General features: G+C 63.9%; 16 protein-coding genes and 1 pseudogene. 6 read left to right on the forward strand and 11 right to left on the reverse strand.

What is annotated here, in order from left to right; all coding sequences use genetic code 11:
* Window positions 1-95: 95 nt before the first annotated feature.
* A pseudogene (locus tag AB4Y79_RS07620) lies at window positions 96-509 on the reverse strand (GNAT family N-acetyltransferase); the annotation flags it as partial.
* Window positions 510-1445: 936 nt separating this feature from the next.
* On the opposite strand from AB4Y79_RS07620, the gene AB4Y79_RS07625 reads away from it, so the two are divergent.
* The 4 genes from AB4Y79_RS07625 (at window position 1446) to AB4Y79_RS07640 (ending at window position 7971) form a co-directional block, all read left to right on the forward strand.
* Window positions 1446-2135 carry a hypothetical protein gene (locus AB4Y79_RS07625; protein WP_134164216.1) on the forward strand — a complete coding sequence of 230 codons (690 nt, stop codon included), beginning with the start codon at window positions 1446-1448 and terminating at the stop codon, window positions 2133-2135.
* Between the two features lie 330 nt (window positions 2136-2465).
* On the forward strand, window positions 2466-5807 hold the full coding sequence (locus tag AB4Y79_RS07630; protein WP_441860195.1) for a response regulator: 3342 nt from the start codon (window positions 2466-2468) through the stop codon (window positions 5805-5807).
* Complete coding sequence (locus AB4Y79_RS07635; RefSeq protein ID WP_441860232.1) at window positions 5807-6709, forward strand: GGDEF domain-containing response regulator; 903 nt, start codon at window positions 5807-5809, stop codon at window positions 6707-6709. Before AB4Y79_RS07630 ends, AB4Y79_RS07635 begins: the two co-directional genes overlap by 1 nt.
* 161 nt (window positions 6710-6870) lie before the next feature.
* Window positions 6871-7971 (forward strand): ATP-binding protein, encoded by a 1101-nt coding sequence (locus AB4Y79_RS07640; protein WP_321165367.1) that lies wholly within the window; start codon window positions 6871-6873, stop codon window positions 7969-7971.
* Between the two features lie 813 nt (window positions 7972-8784).
* Here the strand turns inward: AB4Y79_RS07640 and AB4Y79_RS07645 are convergent.
* The 4 genes from AB4Y79_RS07645 to AB4Y79_RS07660 form a co-directional block, all read right to left on the reverse strand.
* Window positions 8785-8991, reverse strand: coding sequence for a hypothetical protein (locus tag AB4Y79_RS07645; RefSeq protein WP_056388659.1), 207 nt, complete (start codon window positions 8989-8991; stop codon window positions 8785-8787).
* A 68-nt stretch (window positions 8992-9059) separates the two neighbouring features.
* Window positions 9060-10292 carry a hypothetical protein gene (locus AB4Y79_RS07650; protein WP_441860198.1) on the reverse strand — a complete coding sequence of 411 codons (1233 nt, stop codon included), beginning with the start codon at window positions 10290-10292 and terminating at the stop codon, window positions 9060-9062.
* Between the two features lie 31 nt (window positions 10293-10323).
* The gene (locus AB4Y79_RS07655) at window positions 10324-11961 is read right to left on the reverse strand and encodes a relaxase/mobilization nuclease domain-containing protein (RefSeq protein WP_441860200.1); all 1638 of its coding nucleotides are present in this window, start codon (window positions 11959-11961) and stop codon (window positions 10324-10326) included.
* Window positions 11962-11963: 2 nt separating this feature from the next.
* On the reverse strand, window positions 11964-12356 hold the full coding sequence (locus AB4Y79_RS07660; RefSeq protein WP_441860202.1) for a MobC family plasmid mobilization relaxosome protein: 393 nt from the start codon (window positions 12354-12356) through the stop codon (window positions 11964-11966).
* 250 nt (window positions 12357-12606) lie between these two features.
* On the opposite strand from AB4Y79_RS07660, the gene AB4Y79_RS07665 reads away from it, so the two are divergent.
* Window positions 12607-12915 carry a hypothetical protein gene (locus AB4Y79_RS07665; protein WP_441860204.1) on the forward strand — a complete coding sequence of 103 codons (309 nt, stop codon included), beginning with the start codon at window positions 12607-12609 and terminating at the stop codon, window positions 12913-12915.
* Window positions 12916-13447: 532 nt separating this feature from the next.
* Here the strand turns inward: AB4Y79_RS07665 and AB4Y79_RS07670 are convergent.
* The 5 genes from AB4Y79_RS07670 to AB4Y79_RS07690 form a co-directional block, all read right to left on the reverse strand.
* Complete coding sequence (locus AB4Y79_RS07670) at window positions 13448-13735, reverse strand: helix-turn-helix domain-containing protein (RefSeq protein WP_441860206.1); 288 nt, start codon at window positions 13733-13735, stop codon at window positions 13448-13450.
* Window positions 13736-13737: 2 nt separating this feature from the next.
* The gene (locus tag AB4Y79_RS07675) at window positions 13738-14004 is read right to left on the reverse strand and encodes a ParB family protein (RefSeq protein ID WP_441860208.1); all 267 of its coding nucleotides are present in this window, start codon (window positions 14002-14004) and stop codon (window positions 13738-13740) included.
* A 47-nt stretch (window positions 14005-14051) separates the two neighbouring features.
* Window positions 14052-14414 (reverse strand): hypothetical protein, encoded by a 363-nt coding sequence (locus AB4Y79_RS07680; protein ID WP_441860210.1) that lies wholly within the window; start codon window positions 14412-14414, stop codon window positions 14052-14054.
* A 123-nt stretch (window positions 14415-14537) separates the two neighbouring features.
* Window positions 14538-15437 (reverse strand): single-stranded DNA-binding protein, encoded by a 900-nt coding sequence (locus AB4Y79_RS07685; protein ID WP_441860212.1) that lies wholly within the window; start codon window positions 15435-15437, stop codon window positions 14538-14540.
* Between the two features lie 5 nt (window positions 15438-15442).
* Complete coding sequence (locus AB4Y79_RS07690; protein WP_441860214.1) at window positions 15443-15709, reverse strand: glutaredoxin family protein; 267 nt, start codon at window positions 15707-15709, stop codon at window positions 15443-15445.
* A 531-nt stretch (window positions 15710-16240) separates the two neighbouring features.
* Here AB4Y79_RS07690 and AB4Y79_RS07695 point away from each other — a divergent pair.
* Window positions 16241-16849: a helicase associated domain-containing protein gene (locus AB4Y79_RS07695; protein WP_441860216.1), complete on the forward strand. Its 609-nt coding sequence runs from the start codon at window positions 16241-16243 to the stop codon at window positions 16847-16849.
* 16 nt (window positions 16850-16865) lie between these two features.
* Here the strand turns inward: AB4Y79_RS07695 and AB4Y79_RS07700 are convergent.
* A partial coding sequence (locus tag AB4Y79_RS07700) for a ParA family protein (protein ID WP_441860218.1) occupies window positions 16866-17377 on the reverse strand: 512 nt, incomplete at its 5' end.

Consider the following 17377-nt stretch of genomic DNA (forward strand, 5'->3'; position numbering starts at 1 on the left):
CGTGCGCCCGCGGCTCGCTTAGGGAGTACCTCACCGCCCCTATGAAAACGCAGCAATTAGGACTCTGATGCCCGGCAAAGTCGTTGCCACACGGCTTACCAAGGCAAGCCTCGCAGATCAACAATTCCGTCGGGCCAAGCCTCGACCGGCTTGGTCCCCTCGCAGATCAAGGTCGGACCAGCACTCTCAATCACGCTCATGGCATCGCGTGGCGAAACATCTCGAATGCGAGATTCAATAAGCGTGAAGCGGCACGACTGATAGAAAGGCACGATCCCTTCACGGCATCCGAGTAAACCGAAATCGGCAGGAGCCAAACCACGCATAGCTTCTTGCAGCCTAAAAAGAACCTCGCGCCCGACCCCTTGGCCACGTGCCTCGGCCGCTGTCAGGACACCACCCACGCCTGCGACGAGAACCTCATCATTGCCTACACCTATGAAGCGGCGTGCTGAGGCAGCATATCCAACGAGTTTGCCACCGACACGTGCGAAGCAATGCAGCTCACCTCGCGCGTAACCGTAGCCTCACGTCGGATTCCAGGAACCCCAGTCTTCCGAATATTCACTGTCGAATAGAACCGCCATATCGGCGTAGTCACGAGCGGAGAGTTCGGTAGTCCAACGAAGTGCAAGTGTTGTCACCAGGCCACACTAACAATCGCCCCGCCAGCACCAGGCCAGCTGGTCCCGCGGCAGAGGCAACAGCCCGGTCTGGTGGCGGTTTCGCTGGGTCCTGCCGAGCAGGTCACGTCGGCCAGCCTCTCAGGAGAACGTCGACTAAGTCCAGGGTCAGGATGGGTTACTTCAGGTGCCGGACTGCTGCCCCAGTTCGCCACCTGGGTGGGAAGTGTATCGGTGCGGTCGACCCAGAGGGACCACCGGCCCTGTCTGAAGCTGGTTTGGTGCGGAATGCTTTCCTCCATGCCGTTCCTTCTTGAGTACGGGACCGACCACGGAGCTGGCTGGTTCACGGTTGCGGGCACGAACTCCAGGGACGCCATAGACAAGGCTGCGGAGTCTTTGCGGGGTCTGGAGTGCAGCCGTGCGGTGTTGCGGCAGACTACTTACCCGCACACCATTGCCGGGCCGGGACCGGTTGTCGCCGCCTTTACCAGGTGTGGGGGTGGACGGTGCAAGGGGTTTGGCCGGGCCTGTGACGACTTCTGCCACGGGGATCTGGCTGTCACCGAAAGATTGGACGAACTGACAGCGTGCAGTCCGCAGCGGCCGGCTCCATCCTGGTGAGGTTCGTGGGGGCGCACACCCGTGGACTTTCTGGGAGCAAAAGCCCTCCCCGGTGTGTCGCGGAACACTCGTGCAGAGGGCGGCCGACTCACGGGTGGTTCAAGCCCCGCACCCCCGGGTGCTGACGCTAAGCCGACGCGGCGCACAGTCGATGATCTGAACGGCGCCGACGGGGCAACCGAGCCTAGACTCCTGGTCATGATCTCAGTCGAAATGCAGAGCCGAGCCGAGCATCGCTGGCCCGCCGTGATTGGCCTCCTCGCTGCGCTGGGCTTATACGGGACGCTGCCGACGACATTCCTGCCGGGCGTTCGGTACGTCGTCGTGGTGGTCGGCCTTGGCCTCTTGATTCCGTTGGTGGTCCTGAATCCTCGGCGGCTCACCCGCGAAACTCGCTGGTCCAGAATTCTTTCCATTGGCCAGGCACTCCTCCTGGTCGTGGCCAACGAGGCTGCCTTGGTTCAGCTGGTCATTGCCCTGACGACAACCAACAGCAACGGCCCCACCCTTTTGCTCGCCGCACTTCAGGTATGGGTAACGAACGTGATCGCTTTTGCCTTGGTCTATTGGGAACTGGACCGCGGCGGACCCGTATCCCGCCGACACACTCCGCGTCCCCACCTGCCCAGAGCAGACTTCCGCTTCCCGCAAGATGAAGACCACGACGCTGTCAAGGAAGTTGCGGCCAGATCTTCGGTCAAAACCGGCTGGACGGCTGCGTTCATTGATTATCTGTACTTCTCGCTGTCCAACTCCATGGCGTTCAGCCCCACGGATACGATGCCGCTTTCAGCCCGGGCCAAGGGACTTATGGGGTTGGAAGCCTTCGGCGGCTTTGTGCTGCTGGCGTTGGTCATCGCCCACGCCGTCTCCCTGCTTGGCCAATAACCGCCCAGGGTGGTGCCCCCCTAATCCCAGGCTTCACCACCACAAGGGCCACGAAGTGCACTCACCCGCTGCCCGAAGAGATGACCGCCCTCTCTGCGCGCCTACGGGCATGGTGCCCTCGGCGTTGAGGTCGTAGGGATATATTTTGGGTGTGCGTCTCCGTCCGGGTGTTCGGGCGGCCCGGGTCTCGAGTTCTTGCGGGTGCGAGGCGCCCAATTGGGAGGGCTCAACGTGTCTCAGAACGGTCGCCTCGAACTTCCTCGACCGGTCGGCCGAAGCAGGACCAGACTCGCTTGGCTCGCGGGATGTGCTGTCGTACTGCTGGCTGCGTTGACATTGTATTTCGTTTGGAATAACGGAACCGCGGCCGCCAGGGTGACCGGCGACTTCCTCATCCTCGCGGCCGCTGTGGTGGCTGGCATCAGTTGCAGCAGGGCCGGTCGGCGTGGTGAGAATGCACGGGCGTGGTCCCTCCTGGCTGTGGCAGCGTTTACGTGGGCCGCGGGGCAGGCGCTGTGGACTTACTTCGGGCTCGCCAACAACAACACATATCCGTTTCCCTCGGTTGCCGACGTACTCTTCCTTGCGTATTCAATCCCTGCCGCCGCCGCGCTGTTCAGCTTCAAGCGGCCGGCTGACACCGCCCAGGTGGGTTGGGTCAGGTCGGCACTCGATGCCTCGGTGATTGCCGGCTCGGTCTTGGCGATCAGTTGGTACACGGCGCTCGGGCCGGCCCTGAGCTCTGAAGGCGACGTCCTGACCGTGCTGGTCAGCGTCGCATACCCCGTCGTAGACGTGGTCATCACGTCCCTGGTCTTGGTCTTGGCCATGCGCCGGCAACCGGGCGAACGGCTCCCCTGGTTGTGCTTCGGCAGCGGGCTGCTCGCCCTGACCATCACCGACAGCACCTACGTCAGGCTCACGTTCGACGGCGTCACGGGCGTCACGGGATCGCCCCTTGCCCTGGGGTGGATTGGCGCCTTCCTCCTGATCGCGCTTGCACCATTGCTGCCGTACGCGGAAAACCCGCAGCCTGAGCGCAAGGCGTTCGCCCTGGCCCTGGAACTGCTCCCCTACGCGCCGATCCTGGCGGCGCTGGTTGTCGTTGCCGGCCCGCACGTCCAGGAAATGAATACCTTCCTGCTGGTGGTAGCCAGGATAACGGTCGTCCTCATCCTCGTCCGTCAGGTGCTGATCGTTGTTCAGAACCTCACCTTGACCACCGGTCTCGAAAGGGAAGTGGCCGTCCGGACCGCGGAGCTGGAGGGCTTGGGCGCGATCGTGAATTCCTCCACGGACGCCATCTTCAGCACCACTCCGGAGGGCATCATTACCAGTTGGAATCCCGGGGCTCAGCTGCAGTACGGGTACCTTGCCGAGGAGGCCCTCGGCCGCGACGGGCGCATCCTCGTGGCTCCGGGCAGCGTGGACGGGACCGAGGAGATATTCGAACGGCTGAGGGAAAGCGGCGCCGCGGTGAACTTCGAGACCGAACATGTGAGAAAGGATGGGACGCTCATACCGGTGTCCCTGACAGTCTCACCAATCAATAAAGACGGGAACCTTCGCGGCATCGCCGTCATCGCCAGGGACATCACGCTCCGCCGGGCCGCCGAGGACGAACTGAAGGCCGCCAGGGCAGCCGCGTTGGAAGCCAGCAGGCTCAAATCCGAATTCCTTGCCACCATGAGCCACGAAATCCGCACGCCGATGAACGGTGTGGTGGGACTGACCGCACTCTTGCTCGAAACCGGGCTGGATGACACACAGAAGCAGTATGCGCAAGGGGTCAAAGGCGCAGGTGACGCCCTGTTGGCCTTGATCAATGACATCCTGGACTTTTCCAAACTGGAGGCCGGCAAGGTGGATCTGGACTTGCGCCCATTCGATCCCCGGGTTCTGGTCGAGGAAGTCGCAGGGCTGCTGGCAGAGCCGGCACAAACCAAAGGGTTGGAGCTCATCGCCTATTGTGAGCCTGACCTGCCCGGCAGACTGATCGGGGATTCAGGCCGGATCCGCCAGGTCCTGCTGAACCTGGCCTCCAATGCTGTGAAGTTCACCGCTGCCGGCGAGGTGGCCATACGAATAAAGGCCGAAACACGCGATACCCGGCCCGGGTCCGCCGCCATGGTCTACTTCGAAGTCCGGGACACAGGAATCGGCATTGAACCGGCACACCATGCCCGGTTATTCGAATCGTTCTCCCAAGCCGACGCCTCAACAACCCGCCGCTACGGCGGCACCGGACTGGGTCTGGCAATCTGCAGCCGACTCACAGACGCAATGAACGGTGAGATCGGGATGACAAGCGTGCCCGGTCAAGGGAGCACCTTCTGGTTCCGTATCCCCCTGCCGGTGGCACAGCCGTCGACCGATCCCCTACCGACCGCCGAAATTCTCACCGGGCTGCGGGTACTGGTGGTCGACGACAACGCCACCAACCGACTGGTACTTGAATCGCAATTACGCGGCTGGCGGCTGCAACCTGACGCCGCGCCCGACGCCCGGACCGCCCTGGCCAGAGCCCGCGAAGCGGCAGAACGGGGAGAACCCTTCGACCTTGCGGTACTGGATCTCTGCATGCCCGAAACCAACGGCCTGGACCTGGCCCGCTCCATCAAGGCCGACCCCGCCCTGGCAACCATGGAACTGATCATGCTCACCTCCACCATGCAGATCAGCGGCGCAACAATTGCCGAAGCCGGCGTCCGGGAATGGCTGATGAAACCTGTCCGCAGTTCCGAGTTCTACAACCGCCTGATCCGCCTGATGTCCACCAGCGAACAACGCACCCCGGCCGAGAGGCTCACGGCCATGACAAGTGCGGCCTTGCGTGAGCGGCCAGCCACCAGGCCCGCGAGCCCAGGGCATATCCTCGGCCGACTCCTGATCGTCGAGGACAACGAAGTCAACCAGCTCGTAGCCCGCGCAACAGTGACGATGTTGGGCTACGCCGCGGACGTCGTCGCCAACGGCGTTGAAGCCGTGGCCCGCACCGAAAATACGCGGTATGACGCCGTCCTGATGGACTGCCATATGCCGGTCATGGACGGGTTCGAGGCCACCAGGATCATCCGGAGCCGCGAGAACACGAGCAGCCGGCTGCCCATCATCGCCATGACCGCCGGGGCCCTGGACGGGGACCGGGAACGCTGCCTCGCCGCCGGCATGGACGACTACCTCTCCAAACCCGTTGACGCCACGGACCTCGAAACAGTCCTGGCCCGGTGGGTCCCCGATCAGCCAACACGGTTCGTGCCCGGGGAACCCCTGGCCGTCACCGGCCGCCGGACCGCCAGTGACCAAACGTCCCCCCGGGCGGGGCTCGACCAGGGCCGTCTGGCCATCCTTCGAGACCTCGGACCGGTGGACGGGCTGGGCCTGCTGCCCGCGGCGGCAGAAGCCTTCCGGAAAGATGTCCCGCACCGGCTTGCCGCGCTGGACAGAGCAATCAACGACAACAACGGTCCCGCAGTGACCAGGGCCGCACACGCCCTGCGGGGTGCCGCGGCCAACATCGGAGCCACTGCAGCTGCGGCCCTGTGCGGCGACCTGGAAACTCTGGGATCGACCGGGCAGTACGACGACGCTGCGGAGCTGGTCCGCAGGTTGGAAACGGAGCTTGAGCAGGTGGATATCGAACTCGATCGTGCCCTGGACGTCGCCCCATGATGGTCCTGGTGGCAGATGACGACCCGGGCTCGCTGATGGTGGCCAAGGCCGCCGTCGAACGCTCCGGCCATAGCTGCCTCACCGCCAGTGACGGCGATGAGGCGTGGGCCCTGTTTCTGGAACACCAGCCGGACGTGGTGGTCACGGACTGGATGATGCCCGGCCTGGACGGACTAGCGCTGTGCCGCGCCATCCGGGCACGGACCACCGACCTGTACACCTACATCATGCTCCTGACGTCGCAAGGATCCCGGGACGACGTCCTCGCCGGCCTCGAGGCGGGCGCCGACGACTACGTCACCAAGCCGCTGGACCCCTTCGTCCTGCATACCCGGCTGCTCGTGGCACAGCGCGTGACCACACTCCACGCCGACCTGGCACACTATCGGACGATGCTCTCCCACCAAGCCCGCACCGATCCCCTGACTGGCCTGAGCAACCGCCTTAAGCTCACCGAAGACCTCCAACAACTGCACGCACGCAGCCTCCGGTATGGCGAGGAATATTGCCTCGCCATGTGCGACGTGGACAACTTCAAAAGCTACAACGACATCTACGGGCACCAGGCAGGCGACTTCGCCCTGCAGGCCGTTGGTGCCGCCCTCGCCACAGTCGCCCGCGCCAGCGACGGCGTGTACCGGTACGGTGGCGAGGAATTCCTGCTCATCCTGCCAAGGCAAACGCTACAAGGAGCCAAGGAAATGCTGGAAAGGGCGCTTCACGCGGTCCAGACGCTGAACATCACCCATTCCGGAGACCCGACCGGCCACCTGACACTCAGCGCAGGTATTTCAGCCTTCGCCGACTATCACGCCGAGGCCGACAACGTTCTGCGTGAGGCCGACGCGGCCCTCTACGCCGCGAAAGCAACCGGCCGGAACCGGGTAGAAATCACACCCTAAACCGCGTGCGCACCGCGCCCCACGCACTCCCGCGGATTGCGGTGCCAACATCGCATTGTGGACCGCCCGGCGCTTCACCCGAGAACGATACTCACAAAAATCACAGGATTCACCGGGGCCGCCTAACTCACAAAACTCACAGAAACTCATAGGATGGGTCCGTGATTGAAAATCCATTCAGACCCTCGGCGGGAGCGACTCCACCGGAGATCGTCGGCCGGGCAGGCCTCCTTGACGAATTCCAGTACGGCCTCCGGCTTGGCTCGGGCGCCCCGGGCCTGCTCACCATCTTCACCGGCGCCCGCGGGATCGGCAAGACGGTGATGCTCGGGGCAGCCCACGACGCCGCCCGCCAGGAAGGCTGGGCAGTCATCGCCGAGACCGCAACGGAAGGCTTCATGGGCCGCATCGGCGAGGCGATGCGCACTCTGACCGAGGAACTTGGCAGCGGCCCGCAGAACCGGCGCATAACCGCCATCGGCGCGGCAGGCTTCAGCATCACCACCCAGTTGGCACCCGAACGCCAGGTGGCATGGCGCAGGCTCGGCGAAGAACTTCTCCAACTCCTCAACGACAGAAACACCGGCCTGATCATCACAGTGGATGAGATTCACGCCGCGGACCGCAACGAACTGGCGCAGTTGGCAGCGAGCGTTCAACACTTCATTCAGGACCGGCTGCCGATCGGTTTGGTCTTCGCCGGACTGCCCGCCGCGGTATCGGACCTGCTCAACGAAGGCGTTGCGACGTTCCTGCGCCGGGCCGACAAAATAGACCTCCACGCAGCGGGCATCCGCGACGTCGAAAGATCCTTCACCTCCATTTTTGCCGCGGCCGGTTTCGACATACCGCCGCATCTCGTCCAGGAAGCAGCCGCCTCTACCGGCGGCTACCCCTTCCTGATCCAGCTCGTCGGTTACTTCCTCTGGCGCGAAGCCGAGAACAACAACGGCGCAGTGACCGCTGCCGAGGCGGACCGGGCGGTACAGGCCGCACACCGGCGCAACGCCCGCACCGTCATCGAAGCCGCCCTCTCAACCGCGTCCGGAAAGGACCTCGATTTCCTGCGCGCCATGGCCCAGGATGACGGACCGTCCATCGCTGGCGACATCGGACAGCGCCTCAAAGCGAAGACCAACCTCATTGCCAATTACCGCTCACGCCTGCTGGCCGCAGGCCTGGTCGAACCAGCCGGCCACGGCAAAATCGACTTCGCGATACCAGGCCTTCGCCAGTACTTGCGCAAGCTCAACGCCGACTAAAACCACCCAACCGGAACAGTGCAGGCCCCGGGACCAGAGTCAGAACTCCCCGGCCAGCACACGGGTTCAGCGCAGGAATGTCCAGGAACGCCGGCTCCAAAGGCGAGTCGGAACCGGTCATACCGGCCACCCATGAGGCGTGTTCGCCGTGGTCCGGGGCGCGACGGGTCTGCCACGGCTTCCATATGTCCTCACGATGGGGCGCCGGGGCGCAAGCGGGTCGCTGGCGAGGAACCGGTACAAATGCGCGTACTCCCACCCGAAAGCTGCCTGGAGTAACCTGATGGCCGTCGCTCAGGGGCATGCTCCCCCGGAAAATAGCAGGGCCGGGGTTGGGACAGTCTTGAGCGAACATTGTGCCTAACAGGGGCTGCCGTTTGGTAACCGGTCCTAGCCTTGAACCAAGTTCCCGCCGATTGGGGGGTGGGGTCTTGATGTGGGGAAGGGCCGGCGGCTGGGTCATCCATCAACTTCGGTGGGCCCCACCGTCGGCCCGCCACAGTGAATTCTTGGCTGGCCCCACTCTGCGCGCATAGCGGCCGAGGTCAGTCGGGCGGTGAGGTGAATCGTCGAGTATCCGCGTTGCAAACCGTCATGCCAAACGTTGCGCCCGAACCGATGGCCCGGAGCCCCGGCCTTAGGCGCAGGCCCGGCTCCAACTTGGCCCAACGGGCATGGGCGCAGTCTCCGGCGTCGAAGGTGAGCACGTCGCGCGTCTCTGCTGTCACCGCGACAGGCTCCGGGCAGCTGTTTGCCCGGATACTTCCTGGACAAACGGCGTTCACATCGGCCCGCAGCTGCAACTGGGCTGGCTCACTCCGCGGGATTGCGTCGAAGGATCCGGAGCAGATCGCCGACCAACATCCGTAATTCCTCGAACCCGTGTTGATAGTACAGAGGGGTCATCTGGTTCAGCGGGGCATCGTCCAACTCCGCCAGCAACCTGATGGCCTGTTCGATGACCTCCTGATCGCTCTCGTAGATCTGTGGGCGTTTTGGGATATCGGGCTCGTCTGTCATGGGTTCCTCGCTTGCCGGGTGGGTTTCGGCGGAGCCGCCTGGGCCGCCCGTCATTGGTGGTGCCGCCGTCAGCGGCTTAGACCGTTTTTCGCCCGCTCCGTGCCGAGGGCTGCACCTGTCCGGGTTTTGCGTGCCCTCGTCGCACCCTTGCCGATGGTGATGGCAGCGCCGGGGTGCGTCCCCTCGCTGCGTGCCGCGGTGAGCCGGCCGCGGATCTGCGCGTCGCTGGCCCCGGTGTCCTCCAGGGACTCGGCGAATTTTGTGTGGTGTTCGGCTGATCCGTAGCCGGCAGCTGATGCGGTTTCTGCTTTGAGTCCCTGATCGGTAAGGCGAGTGCTGTCGTTGCCTGTGACGCGGTTTTCGATTTCGCGGCCGACGCCGTCGAGGCGGGCGAAGAGTTCCTTTTCGGCCCGCTCATACCGTTGTTCCGTTGATGCAAATTCGGAGCCCGGGAATCCGCCCTCGGCCAAGAGCTTGGCTTCGTGCATCTCTTTGGCTGCTTTCACGAACCGGGGATCGTTGAAGTGGGATTCGCTGGCACCGTTGATGTTGGCGGTGGTTTCTTTGCGCAGCTGGTCGATGTCGGGGCCGTTGATGCCGTCCTTGCCTATGAGGAACAGCCGCTCTTTGATGTCGGCGTCTGCAGCCGCAGCCGCTTTGGGTGTTTTCGCGTTGTGGGCGCGCTGCAGGGCCTGTGTCAGTTCGGGGTTTGCCAGGTACTCGACGGGTACTTGGTGGCGCTCCATTTCGGGTGCCAGCTTTGTCGCCTGGGCTCGAAGTTCTTCCGCCTGTGCAGCCGAGATCAGTTGCATGGCTTTCTCGTGTTCGGCGGCGGCTTTCCGTGCTTCTTGCTGGCTGCGTGCCAGCTCGTCCAGCCTGGCCTGCTCGGTTGCGATGGTCGCGATTCCCGATTCGAGGTAGGCGGTGTCCGTGCCGACGTCGTGTGTGTCGATGCCGTATCGGGCGAGGACTTCTTCGCGGATCTTCGCGGAGGCTTCAAGGGCGGTGGGGTCGTGGTCTTTCCATCCTTCAGCGACGGCGTGTGCCGTGGCGATGTCAGCAGGCTGTGCCTTGTCCCACCACTCGTCCTTCTGCACGGGTGCGAGGACTGCACAGGCTGAGCTGCGTTCAGCCGCGAGGCGCGTCTCGGCTTCCCGTGCAGCCTGGGAGTCGAGGTGTTCCTGCTGTCGCTGGGCTTCCTGCCGGCGGCGGGCCAGCGTCTCTGCGATGCGTGAGGCGACCATCAGGGATTGCCGCATGCCGTTGTCGAGAAAGTCGTCGATGCCGTCTGATTCACTCATTGGTGTTCCCCTTGCACTAGTGGTGTGATTCTTATCGGTCGAGTCCCGGCCCGGTGCCCCGGTTGGGTTGATAGGTCTTCGCTGGTGTGGACGGCGTAAGTGTCGTTGGAACCACCGAACCGGGACGGATCGGTGCCATCCCGCGGCGGGCAATATCAACTGCCCTGGGCGGCACCGCAGCTACTTCGGCGGGTTCCAGTCCTGCTCCTACCGGAACGGTCTTGGGCATGGTTGCGGTGAGCGGGGCCAACTGGTTCTCGACTACTGACCGGATGCGTTGGGCTTCCCGGGCACGGCCGGACTGGGCGTGCATTTCGTACACGGCGAAGGCGGTGTTGATCAGCTGCACCATGAGGGCCGTCTGCGCTGCCGTCTTATTCTTGCTCGACGCCGCCATGAACAACATGGCGGTACCGGCAATGGACGGCAGCGCAACGGGTTTGCCATGCTCCCGTGGGGCTCGGAGCTGAGCCGTGCGGGACAGCTCAGCTGCGGTGGCGGCCAGTGGCCCCGGGGTCGGTTCCAGTCTGTAAGACCATGCTGCGAAGGCGCCGGAAACATCGCGGGCTGCCTTGGCCCAGGTGGCGTGATCATCCCGCGGGATCTTGCGAAGCTCGTCCGCCAGGGTGGCGGTGTTCCGGGTGTAGTCAACCCAGAGCTGCGGGTCCGGTGTGGCCTTCTCCGGGCCGCGGGGGTTGGCTTTGCGTTTGTTCCGGGCGGCGGCATTCCACTCGGCCGCTGCCTCAATCGAGGCCTGCGGGCTGTCCGTCCATTCCTGCCGTAACTGGCCGAGGCGGAGGTCGGTAGCGAGGGTGCCGCCGCCGAACCAGATCGGCCGCTCCCCCGGCTTCGGGCGCTCGGCTACGGAGTAGCCGACGATGACGTCGGTGGTGTTCTTCGCATACCGGGGACGCACCAGCAGGCCGGTGTCTCTGGTGCGGCGGATGAACTCCGCTTCAGTGCCCGACGCTGTGGCGCTGGCACGCACCTTCCTGGCCAGGGAGGCGCGGTGCATTTCCCGTTCATCGCGTGCCGCGGTGGCCTTCTCGGCCCGGTCGTACCCGCGGGTGGCGTGCACGCTGGAGAGCTCTTCGAGCCCGTACTTGGTTTCCAGTTCCCGGCAGGTCTGCTGTGCGCGTTTGTAGTCACCGTGGGTGGAGGCCTTGGTGCCGTCTTCCTGGACGAGGGACACGGCAATGTGGATGTGGTGGTTGCCGTTCTCGCTCGTGCCGTGGTTGATCGCGACCCATCGGCAATGGGCTTTGCCGCTGGCTTCGGTGAAGCCCATCGCGTCCACGAAGTCGTTCGCGATGTCGCCCCACTGCTGGTCCGTGAGGGCGCCTTCTTCAGCGCGGAGGCTCAACGAGCAGTGCCACACGTCCGCGTGCTTGTGCCCGTTCGGCACCCGTTCCTTCGTCACCGGGTCCCAGCGGAAATCCTTCTGCAACACCTCGACACCGAAGGCCTTGCGGGGCTGATCCAAATGCTTCGCGATCGCCGCCGCATCGTCCTTATCCAGGATACCGTCGTCGAACCAAGCCATGATCGCCGCGTCCCCCGCCACCAGGTGCGGGTCCGTGTGCGCGTTCCTCGTCTTATCCGCATCCGTCGACACCAGGTACACCATCAAGCCGGCCATCCTCGAGCCGCGGGTGATGTTTGGAATCATCCCTACATCAACCCCTCAATGGTCCGGTCAATCCGCATCGCCACCTCACGCACATACGCCAGCACAGCCTTGGCATCCTGGGGGAACTCGTCGCCGGCGTTTGCGTGCCGGGCGATCTGGTTCACGTTGTTCGACACCCGCGCCAGCAACGTGTGGATCGCCATCAGCTCCGCCATCGCAGCTTTCCGCTGCGTCGGCGTCTCCGACGATTCCGACAAGGCGGCCGTGAGCAGCAGGTTCGGAACAGTGACCTTCTCCCGCCCCGCCCGGGCAACCAGGGCCGCTTCCTCCTCCGCGGTCACCCACACATCCCGGCGCTTCTTCGTCCCCGCCGGGGAATTCGCACGCCGCCGCCTCGACAGCCTGGAGCGCGGCTTCTCATCCTCTTCAGACACGCACTCCCCCAATCCCTCAAACGGCCCAGCGCAGCGACCCCGAAACCGGGGACCACACGATCAGTGTGCCAAGCGAACAACCACCGGGCTGTGAGCGACACGCCATTTACACCCGTGTAAATGTATAGCTTGCTCCGCGGACGTTGGCTCAGCCGCAGAGCCCGCCGCAGGCGGGTCTGCGGCTGAGAATTGGACCGCCGCTGCGCGTCGCTCCACCAAAGCGGTGGACTGCTGTGGTTACGGTGGGTGCATGCCAACCATCGATATTGAACAGACCCGCAACCAGGCCCGCGCCCTGCTGGACTCCCGCATCGAGTCCGTCACAAACCTGGTCAAGACCAGGCAGCGGATCACCGACCTGCGCGAGCAGCTCGCCCACGCCGAACGTGACGACAAGCGCGCCTACGTCCGCGCCACCAAGGACGGGTGGAGTCCCGAAGAACTGAAGAAGCTCGGGCTCGAATCCGGCGCCGCGACGCGTCGCCGGAAACCGGCCACCACCCGGTCCACGGCCGACGATTCGCCGTCCACAGACGGTGCAGCTACCGGGGCTGAGTAGCCTAGCCCCTCGCCCACTTGGGCACGGCAAAAGCTAAATCCTCCGGTCTTTTCCCGCACATAGGTGGACGACGGGACCCAGCATGACCGGTTGCACACAATCGCCAGCACACCACAGCTGCGAAGGTCACCACCGGGCCCGGCGAATGTGCACAGCCTCGAAACTGCCGGAGCGCCAACGGGCCCCTTCCCCATGGTCCAAGACCGACGCTGCCGACGCACCTAAAAGGGCGGCTGGGTTTTTCAGCCGGGATGACACTGGACTACACAGCGCGGCAACCTTGGGTGCATACGGAACCACTCCCGGGGGCTGGCTTTCAAGGCACAGGGGGCTTCCCGGGACGGTACAGGGCGGTGACAACCACAAGCTGCAGGGCGGTACTTAATCACCACCGACTTCCGCAGACCCGCGTGATCCAAGCAATGGCACCAGCCGCAGCAAAAGGGTTCACAAGATGGTGACCTGGCTCGAACAAACAGAAGGCCGGCAACCCGTCAGGATGCCGGCCTTCATCGTTCAGTTCGTTCGCGGATCATTCGTCCGCGACGGTCTCGCCCTCGGCAACCTGACCGGACGCAATGCGCTCCGCGGTCTTCTCGTAGGCGGCATCGATGTAAGCCGCCAGGTCATCTTCCCGAACCCGCCAGATGCCCCTCGGGCCGAACGTCGCTGCCCTTAATTCACCACTTCGCACCAGCGCGTAGACCATCGGTTTACCGAGGTTCAGGATCTCCTGGACCTCATCTATCGTCAGCATCTTCGGGAACGGCAGGGACGTCCGGACGCCGGTCTTGTTCATGTCTTCGGTCCACTGGCCCATCGCTACGTTCCCTCGTTTCGGTGCTGCATTTCATCCATCGTTCTCTGCCCCCGCCGCAGCGCGCCGGCCAGCACCGGAATCCACGGCTTACCTCCGTTGTACTTGCGCTGCAGACGCTTCACTTCACGCATCGTCGCCCGGACAATAAAGTCCGAAACACTCGCGTCGCCCTCCTGCAAACCTGCCGCTTTGAACGCCGCCCGGACCTGCCCCGCCTGCTCCTCGGTGTAGTAAGGGGTGAAGGCAGCTGTCTTTTTTTGTTGCGTCATCACAGCACCGTTTCAGGCTGCTGCAAGTCCATTTAGGAAATAAGGGTTCACGACTCTCCCTCTGTCTTGTATCCCTGGCCGGCGATGGCGTTCTGCGCCTCGGCCAGGTGTTCCCCCAGCTGCTCGGCCAGGCCAGCGGCCGCACGCATATGCTCGGCGGCCACCGCTGCAGACACTGCGGGATCCCGGCCATCGTCCTCGTACACGTCGTACTCGGTCAACGACCGTTCCAGGCCTGCGGCGAGCTGCCGGAGCGCCTGGGCCAGCATGGGCCCGGTGGCTCCCTTCAGATTGCCCAGCACCTTGTACACCGTTGGGGCCGGATGCGTTTGACTCATGTGGCAGATCGCCCGGACCGAGTCATAGATGGCATCGGCTTCCTGGACAACCGCGGGCATCTCGTCACTCATCTAGAGACTCCTTCTTCGTCGTAGGGGCGCCCCTTTCAGGTGCAGCGTCCCAGATGTTTCTGTTCTGATGTGGACAGTCGGTGTCAGGGCCAGCGTATCTGCTGACCCCGACAGTTGGCCTGCTTAGAAGGGGGGTTCGGAGTCGGGTCCGTTGCCCCATCCACCGGCGGCGTTGCTGGTAGCCGGGACGGCCCAGGGATCATCCTGCGGCCCGGACTGGGGCTGGGCGTTTCCGCCGCCCTGGAAGCCACTCCCCTGGCCGCCCTGGCTGCTGCGCTGGGTGCGGGTGATCTTGGCATTGGCATACGGGAGCGAGGGGCCGATCTCGTCCACTTCGAGCTCGATCACGGTGCGCTTCTCCCCTTCCTTGGTTTCGTAGGAACGGGACTTCAACCGGCCCGTGACAATCACGCGCATGCCCTTGGTCAGGGACTCGGCCACGTTCTCCGCCGCTTCCCGCCACACACTGGCACGGAGGAAAAGCGTCTCCCCGTCCTTCCACTCATTAGACTGACGGTCGAAGGTCCTGGGCGTTGAAGCGATGGTGAAGTTCGCTACGGCCGACCCACTCGGAGTGAATCTCAGCTCTGGATCTGATGTCAGGTTTCCAATGACAGTAATCGTCGTTTCGCCGGCCATGATGGTTCCTTTTCCTCGCGTGCTGGTGATGTTCTCGGTGTCTGTTGGGGGTTCGTTCTGAGGTTCGGTCCCACCCGGTTCGTCGTGGGTGAGGTCGTTGGGTTGGTACTGGTTCGCAGTGTGCGCGTCCCAGAGACCGCCATCCCCGATCGGGGCGCGGTTGATCGTCTCCAGGTACCGGTCGTCCCCTCCCTTGTCCGGGACGGCGTAGAAGCCGTCGTGCAGGTCCTCAATAAGGGGTTCCACAATGGCGGGTTCCACAACGTAAGGGTCCACAATGTCGGGGTGGATCCTGCCGCTGGGGTTGACCTGCCGGAACAGGTCCACCTCCAACGGGATCCGTGGGCTGAGTTTGTACCCGATGACCGGGCGCGGGGTGGTCACGGTCCTCACGCTGCCTTGTGACTCATGGCCGCCTGGACAAGCTTGTCGCGGCGCAGGCCCGACCAGTGATCCTTGTCGTCCGTGTTGTTCACGACGACGGGCGCCTGGGAGTAGCCGAGTTCGGCGGTGATGTACTCCAGCGCTGCCGGGACATCGGTGATGTCCACGGCCGTGTAGGTGATGCCCTTGGAGTCGAAGTAGTCCTTCGTCTTCTCGCAGTTCGGGCAGTCGGGCTTGGTGTAAACCGTGTAAGCGGTGGGCGAAGCAGTCATTTTCAGCACCTGGTTTCGTATCAAATGAGTTTCGTTCGTCTGGCTGACTTGCTACCTGAATTTTAGCAATCATTCAACTGAATGAACAGAGCCTTTACCGCTTATTCTTAGGCTTTCTGGGGAACATTTCTTACGCGCAAATGTGCAATTCCCCCTGCCGCCGATTTCGGTTACGGATGGCGAGTCCCGCCGCTGGCGACTGTGGTCATCCCCGCAGGCTCCGACGGCGGCAGCCCCCATGCGCCTTGGAAGGTTCGTGCCGGCTGTGGTGACGTAGGGGTTTTGGGTAATGGGCGATGTGAAGAGGTGTCGTCCCGGCTGGAGGAATGCGTGCCCTGGTGTTTGGGTTCACCCGGCGGCGTCAGTGGTGGCCCATGGGGAAGGTGTCCGGCCGGGCGGGGTGCCCGGCTGTGGGTAGCCTACGGTGAGGTGTGTGAGGGCCGGCGGTCCAGGCAGGGGAAGCGGGGGTGTTGGTGTATGGGCGGGGCGCGGCGTGCTGCACCGGACGCGGAGTGGGTGCAGATGTATCGGATGGGCCTGCCTGCTTCCAGGATCGCTTCGTTGTCGGCGGCCGCGGAGTCCACGGTCCGGTATCACCTGCAGATCGCGGCCCGGGAAGAACCGTCCCTCCGCGCCGAGCATCGACGGGCGGCGCCGCGCCCTCCGGCGAAGATGGACAGCCGGAGCCTGCAAAACCTCGAGGACGTTATTGCCCTGTACAGGGCGGAAGGCCGGCTGCCCGGTCCCCGGGCGAAGTCTGCGCGGGAGCGCGCCCTGAGCACCTGGCTTGGGCGCAGGCGCCAGGACGCCGACAACGGCGCCCTCTCCCCCACTGTCAAAGCCCGGCTCGGGGAAATCCCGGGCTGGGACGCGCCGCGCCGGCAGAAAGAAAGACGCGAAGCGCTGTGGAATCAGCGCCTGGCCGAACTCTTCGCCTATCGGGCGGAAGGCAAGGACTGGCCGCTGCGCAAGAAAGCCGGCACGGAGCAGGAGCGTGTACTCGGGGTGTGGATCCACAGCCAAAGAATCACCTACCACCAAGGCACATTAACCCCAGCCAGGCAGGCAAGGCTGGACACGGAGCTGCCGGGCTGGCGGCAGGGCCGGCCCCGACGGGGCGGCCGTCCAAAACCTCACTGAGACTCGGGTTCTCTTGTTAACCCGGAAAAGAGCCGGCATGTGCCGCCCCTTTCCGTGATGGGGGCATGGGGAACAGCACTTCATTCGTACCGAAGTCGGCAATGAGGTGATCGCGGGTGACCCTGTGGACCTGCTTTGAATTGGTTCCGGTTCCAACCAGCACGACACCCAAGAGATTCAGTGATGGGTTGAGCCCGACAACGCTGTCCATGCGCGCTGCCACCGCAGCGACACCTTTGCGGTTGGACAAGTCGGTCTTTAGCGGGACCAGGGCGTACCGGGCGGCTGCGGCGGCCGCGGCCTGGAGAGGCTCGTTACCTGGCGGGCAGTCAAGAAGAACGAGGTCGTACTCCCCCGCGATGGTTGCCAGCATCTTCGCAAGCGCTGATATGTAGGCTCTGTTGTCAAGAGTGCATGGATGAGCGACTCCTGGGTTTATTTTCAGGGGTCGCTCATCGTGTACCGGCCGGTCGTGATGCTGTGGGGGGTAGCTGGTCGTTTTTCGGCTGGCAGTGTCAGGCTGATATT

It is taken from the genome of Pseudarthrobacter sp. YAF2 (assembly GCF_052113345.1).
Taxonomy (GTDB): Bacteria; Actinomycetota; Actinomycetes; order Actinomycetales; family Micrococcaceae; genus Arthrobacter.